4 protein-coding genes are annotated in these 4,974 nt (G+C 61.7%); all 4 read right to left on the bottom strand.

The features are described 5' to 3' along the window. Positions 1-14: 14 nt before the first annotated feature. Positions 15-2,195: an ABC transporter substrate-binding protein gene (locus H7225_RS14125; RefSeq protein WP_290662889.1), complete on the bottom strand. Its 2,181-nt coding sequence runs from the start codon at positions 2,193-2,195 to the stop codon at positions 15-17. 43 nt (positions 2,196-2,238) lie between these two features. Further along, positions 2,239-3,156: an LD-carboxypeptidase gene (locus tag H7225_RS14120; protein WP_366481561.1), complete on the bottom strand. Its 918-nt coding sequence runs from the start codon at positions 3,154-3,156 to the stop codon at positions 2,239-2,241. Between the two features lie 136 nt (positions 3,157-3,292). Beyond that, entirely contained in the window at positions 3,293-4,165 is an 873-nt protein-coding gene (locus H7225_RS14115; RefSeq protein WP_290662887.1) for a transglutaminase family protein, read from the bottom strand. Positions 4,166-4,258: 93 nt separating this feature from the next. Then, a complete protein-coding gene (locus H7225_RS14110) occupies positions 4,259-4,597 on the bottom strand; it encodes a hypothetical protein (protein ID WP_290662885.1) in 339 nt (112 codons plus the stop codon). Positions 4,598-4,974 lie beyond the last annotated feature (377 nt).

The raw sequence follows: 4,974 nt of genomic DNA, 5'->3' as shown, positions 1-4,974 counted from the left end.
TGGTTCGCCTTGGCTCAGATGACGGCGTTGCCGCGCGCGGTCATGCGCTCGCGGCGTTTCAGGCTGCGAAGAAGCAAGGCAATCACTGCCGCCAGCGCAGTCAGGGCCAGGATCACTGGCCACCAGACCGGCTGGTTCCACTGGGTTTGCCGCTGCTGGCGCTCGGCCACGTCCAGGCGCAAATAGCGGCCATGGTCACGCACCATCAACGAAGGCTTGGAGTTGTAGACCCAATGCTGGACCGCGGCCGAGGCATGCGGAAAATAGCCGAAGCTCCAGGGCGCATCCTCTTGCGCGATTTTGACCATCTGGTCGATGACCGCCTGCTTCTCGGGGCCATCCGCCATCAGCTTGAGCTTGACGAAAAGCCGGTCGTAGGCCGGGTTGTCGTAGTTGGCGTAGCTCTCACCGTCTGATCGCGTCTTGCCATTGGGGCCGTAGAGCAAAAACAAGAAGTTTTCCGCATCGGGGTAGTCGGCCACCCAGCCTTGCCAGAACACCTGGTGCTTGCCTTTGCGCACCTTGTCCTGGAACTGGTTGTTGTCGGTGGCGCGCACTTCCAGCTGGATGTCGACCTTGGCGAACTGGCGCACCACCCAGTCGATCTCAACCTTGCGCTCTGGCGTGGGCAGCACATAGAAGTCGTAGTTGAGCACCAGTGGCCGGCCGGTCTTCAGGTCGCGGCCATCGGGGTAGCCGGCCGCCACCATCAGCTTCTTGGCCTCTTCAATGGAGCGCCTCACCGGCTGCCCATCCACGATGCGATGCGTGACGAGGTTGACCCCGGCCAGCGTCCCTTCGCGCGAACCAAAAATGGCTTTGGGCAAAGGGCCCATGGCCGAGATGCCCGCCTTGCTGGGAAAGATCTTGGAGTACTCGTCCCAATCGATGGCGATGGAGATGGCCTGGCGTAATTGGCGATGGCGGCTTTGTTGCTCGGGGGTGCTGCCTTGGCCGACGACCGGATCCAGCATGTTGAAGCCGATCTCGTAACTGTCGACGCCACTGAGGCGGTCCAGGCGAAAACCTTTGGCGTCGTACTCGCGGCGGATGTCCTCGGAATCCTGCTTGGCCACCAGGTAGTCCATGCCGGTGTCGGTGCGCTCAAACACCTCAATGTCGTAATAGCCCTGGCGGAACTTGGCCCGTTGAGGCACCGCCTCGCGCTCCACGGTCGATACCAGGGTGTCGATGAAGGGCGTTTTTTTGCCGCAATCGTCCAGCAAGCCGGCTTGCTTGTCGCCGGGCGCGCCTTCGCAAGGGTAAGGCTCGCCCCGATAGTTGGGGTTGCGCTTGAGCACATGCCGGCGGTCCTTGATGAACTCGACCATCATGTAAGGCCCCGTGCCCACCGGCCAGGTGTCCAGGCTCAAGCCCACGGTGGCCATGCCGGGCTGGGCGTAAAAAGCATCGGCCTCCCAGGGAATGGGCGCCGTGAAGGTCATGGCCATCCAGTAGTTCCACTGCGGGTACTTGCCCTTGAGGCGGATGCGCAGCAGGTGCTTTTCAGGCGCGGTGGCGCCGGCCAGCGGCCATTGCCTGAAATCCAGAAACGGTTTGTCCAGACTGGCGGGATCCAGGTGCGCCCGCAGCTTGGCGTCCTCTTGCTTGACCAAAGCCCGGTAGCCTTTCAGCCCGATCACGTGCTCGGAAAAGATGCCGAAGATGGGCGTGGTGATGCGCGTGGTGGCGTGCCGCTTGAGCGCGTAGACATAGTCTTCGGCCACCAGTTCGCGCGTGCCCTGATGCTGGAACTGCAGGGGCGAGACCCGCCCACCCAACTCGCCCGGCTTCATCGCGTGGTAGCGATGGCGCCCCTGCACATCGCGCGCAAAACAAGGGTGAGGCTGGAACAAAATGTTTGGCTTGAGGCGGATGTCGTAGACGCTCTCGGCGATTTGATCGCCTGGTGCATCGCCTGGCAAATCCCGGCCATTCTTGTCCAGGTAACGGGGTTGGGACACCGACTCGGCCGCCTTGCCAATCAACTCGTAAGGCCGCTTCAGGTAGTGATAACCATAGAGCGGCTCGTAGATCTGGTAGGTGTAGGGCGTGTCGGCTGCCCAGTACGAGGCGGTGGGGTCCAGGTGCCGCGGCGAGCTTTCCTTGACCGCCGAGTAGAGGGTGTTCTCCGCCGCCGCGCCAGACTCCCAGGGGCTGTTGTTGCAGCCTGCCAGGCAGAGCACTGCCAGCATGCAGGCCCCAGCAAAGACCCCGAGCAGACCGCCCCTCAAGGCATCACCACATCATGAACACATCGCGGCCCTGCGCCACCATCTGGGCCTTGCGCCCAATGGGCAAGCACAGCTTGGTGGGCACATGGCCAAACGGCAGGCCTGTCAGGATGGGCGTTTTGGTGATGGTGCGCAAGTAGGCCACCATGGCCTTGAGGTTGTAGCCCCGGTCCAGCGGCGACTTGCGGAAGTTGGTGAAATCACCCAGGATAATGGCCTTTTGCTTGTCCAGGATGCCCGCCTGGTGCAGTTGCAGCAAGGCCCGCTCGACGCGGTAGGGATGCTCGTTGACATCTTCCAGGAAGAGCAAGCCATCTTTGACCTTGGGAAAATGTGGCGTGCCCAGCATGGCCTGGACCATGGACAGGTTGCCGCCCCACAAACGGCCGCTCACGTCCAGGCCGTCAAAGCCCGCCTCGGTTCTGAAGCCCACGCCTTCGAGCAGGCCCGTCACCGCCTCGACAAAGCATTCCTGGGTGACGTCGTCGCCCCCGTCAGGCAGTTCGTCGTCGCCAAAATCACCGCAGGCCATGGGGCCAGCCCAGAAGCCAGCCGATACGTGGGGGGGCACCTTCATGGGGCCGGCGGCACCATGGGCCAAGGCGGCGAGCTGCAGCGCTGTCATGTCGCTGTGCCCCACCCACGCGGTTCCTTGCTCCACGCTTTGGGCGATCAAGGGCCAGTCGATGCGGTCAAGCACGCGGCTCAGGCCGTAGCCTCCCCGGGTGGCCAAGGCCACACAGGGGGCGGTGGTGGCAATGCGGTGCAGGGCCTGCAAGCGGGTCTCGTCATCACCGGCAAAACGCTGGTGCTTGGCCAATGCAGACTCGTCAATTTGCACGTCGAACCCCAGGGCCTTGAGGCGCTTGGCCGCACGGCGGACGGGGGCTGCCTTGGCCACCACGCCGGCCGGGCTGAACAAGATCAGCGAATGCGGATGATCATGACCGTGGTGGTGATCATGCGAATGGGAGTGGTCATGCAAATGGTGCGAATGCGACACGCGGGCCTCACGGAGTCAACGCTGAAAGCCGAGAGTCTACGGGACGGCCACCACCTCACATCGGATGCTCGCCTGCGGTGGACAAAGCGTCCGTGCGCCGAAAGGGCATGAGCCAAGGCGCACCGGGTTCGGTCAGCGCGATGATGCTGATGATCGGCGGCTCGGACGTCACCGCGCCGAAGATGGTTGAAAACGCCACGTCCACAGCATCACGCCCCGTGCCAATGCGCACAAAGCCCATGGGAATGGCGGTGCCAGACGGGTCAAAAATGTACCAACGCCCACCCACGAACACCTCTACATAGGCGTGGAAATCGGTGGGGCCCAGGGCTGGGTCGGCACCGTAGTCAATGCCGGTGGCAAAACGGGCCGGCAGGTTGACGGCCCGACACAAGGCGATCATCAAATGCGCGAAATCGCGGCACACGCCCACATGCTGTCCCAGGGTGTCCAGCGCCGAGGTGCTGGAGTTGGAGCTCATCGACGTGAACTTGGTGTTCGCCTGCACCCAATCGTGGATGGCCTGGGCGCGCACATAACCTTGCCGCAGGTGCCCGAACTCGCGGGTTGCCAACATCGTCATCTGGTCTGACTGGCAATATCTGCTGGGGTAGATGTAAGGCAACACCGCCATCGGCAATTGCGAAATGGGCGCTTCGCCCAGGCTGGCCGGGGGCGAAAACACCTGAGCGATGTCCACGGTGGCTTCGTAACGCACCATCATCGGCCCCTGGCTGGCCCGCAAACGCATGAAACGGTTGCCCAAGTGGTCGGTCACATGGTGCAAGGGCAGGGGTTGACTGACGTAAAGGGTTTCCTGCACCACCGTCTGATTGAGGGTGTGGGCCGCGTGCAGATTAAAGATGAAATCTGCCGTGGAGTCCTTGATCACGTAGTTCAAGGAGATGGAAAACTTCAGCCTAACCATGGCCACCTGCTTTCCATTGAGTCGTTGTCACAGGGAAATCCCGTGATACATCATAGTACCCGCAAGCATGACGCATGCCATGCGAGGACATGGTCAGCTGGGAACCACAATCCGCCGACGCGGTTTGACCACGACCACAACCGCAGCGCGCTCGGCTGCCGTGGGCCCTTGAACCACAGGCACTCTGGGGTGGCGAACCACCGCCGAGCGCAATTTGGACTCAACGCGGCTGCTGTTCAGGGTTTGGCGGACGTCGCCATTGACCAGCAGGTAGGCACCCGCATGGTCTTTCGCCAAGGCGCCGATTTCCATGCCACGACGAATGGTCCCCATGAACGTGAGGTCTTCGCGAGGCATGGCAAATTGCCGCCAACCATCACCAAGGGTGATCTGGGTGTCGTTGCCGGAGCGCTTCTTGGGTTTTGGGTTCATGCTGCTACTTCTAGCCAGGGCTGTATTGTGACCATTTATTCAAATGAGCTGTCAATCAAGGTTTAGAAGCGCCCGTGCAATGGGCGAAATACTAGGCACTTTAATTGCCAATGTGAGCAATCAGCATGCCCAAGCTGGGCAGTGCAGCCTGACGCGGCCACTGGGCATCTGTGTTCGGAACACGCGCTGTCAATGGTAATTTCTTCTGCAAAAAGCGCCAAGAGCATGGGCGCTGAAGTTGGATCGAAATGAGGTCACAAAGTGAACACAGGTCAAAGCGGCTACGTCCCGAGCGCATCGGTAGCGGGCGAGGAAGATCCGGGCGCCTCGCTGGGCCTGGTGTCCGCGCAATTTGGCGTTGATTTCATGGCGCTCCC

Source organism: Aquabacterium sp. (assembly GCF_014378415.1).
Classification (GTDB): domain Bacteria; phylum Pseudomonadota; class Gammaproteobacteria; order Burkholderiales; family Burkholderiaceae_C; genus Aquabacterium.
Note: the sequence above shows the minus strand (reverse complement) of the source record. Positions and strands in the feature narration are given on the sequence as shown.

Coding starts and splice junctions, on each gene's coding strand:
- H7225_RS14110 (WP_290662885.1), bottom strand. CDS start 4,597: ATGAACCCAAAACCCAAGAAGCGCTCCGGCAACGACACCCAGATCACC.
- H7225_RS14125 (WP_290662889.1), bottom strand. CDS start 2,195: ATGCTGGCAGTGCTCTGCCTGGCAGGCTGCAACAACAGCCCCTGGGAG.
- H7225_RS14115 (WP_290662887.1), bottom strand. CDS start 4,165: ATGGTTAGGCTGAAGTTTTCCATCTCCTTGAACTACGTGATCAAGGAC.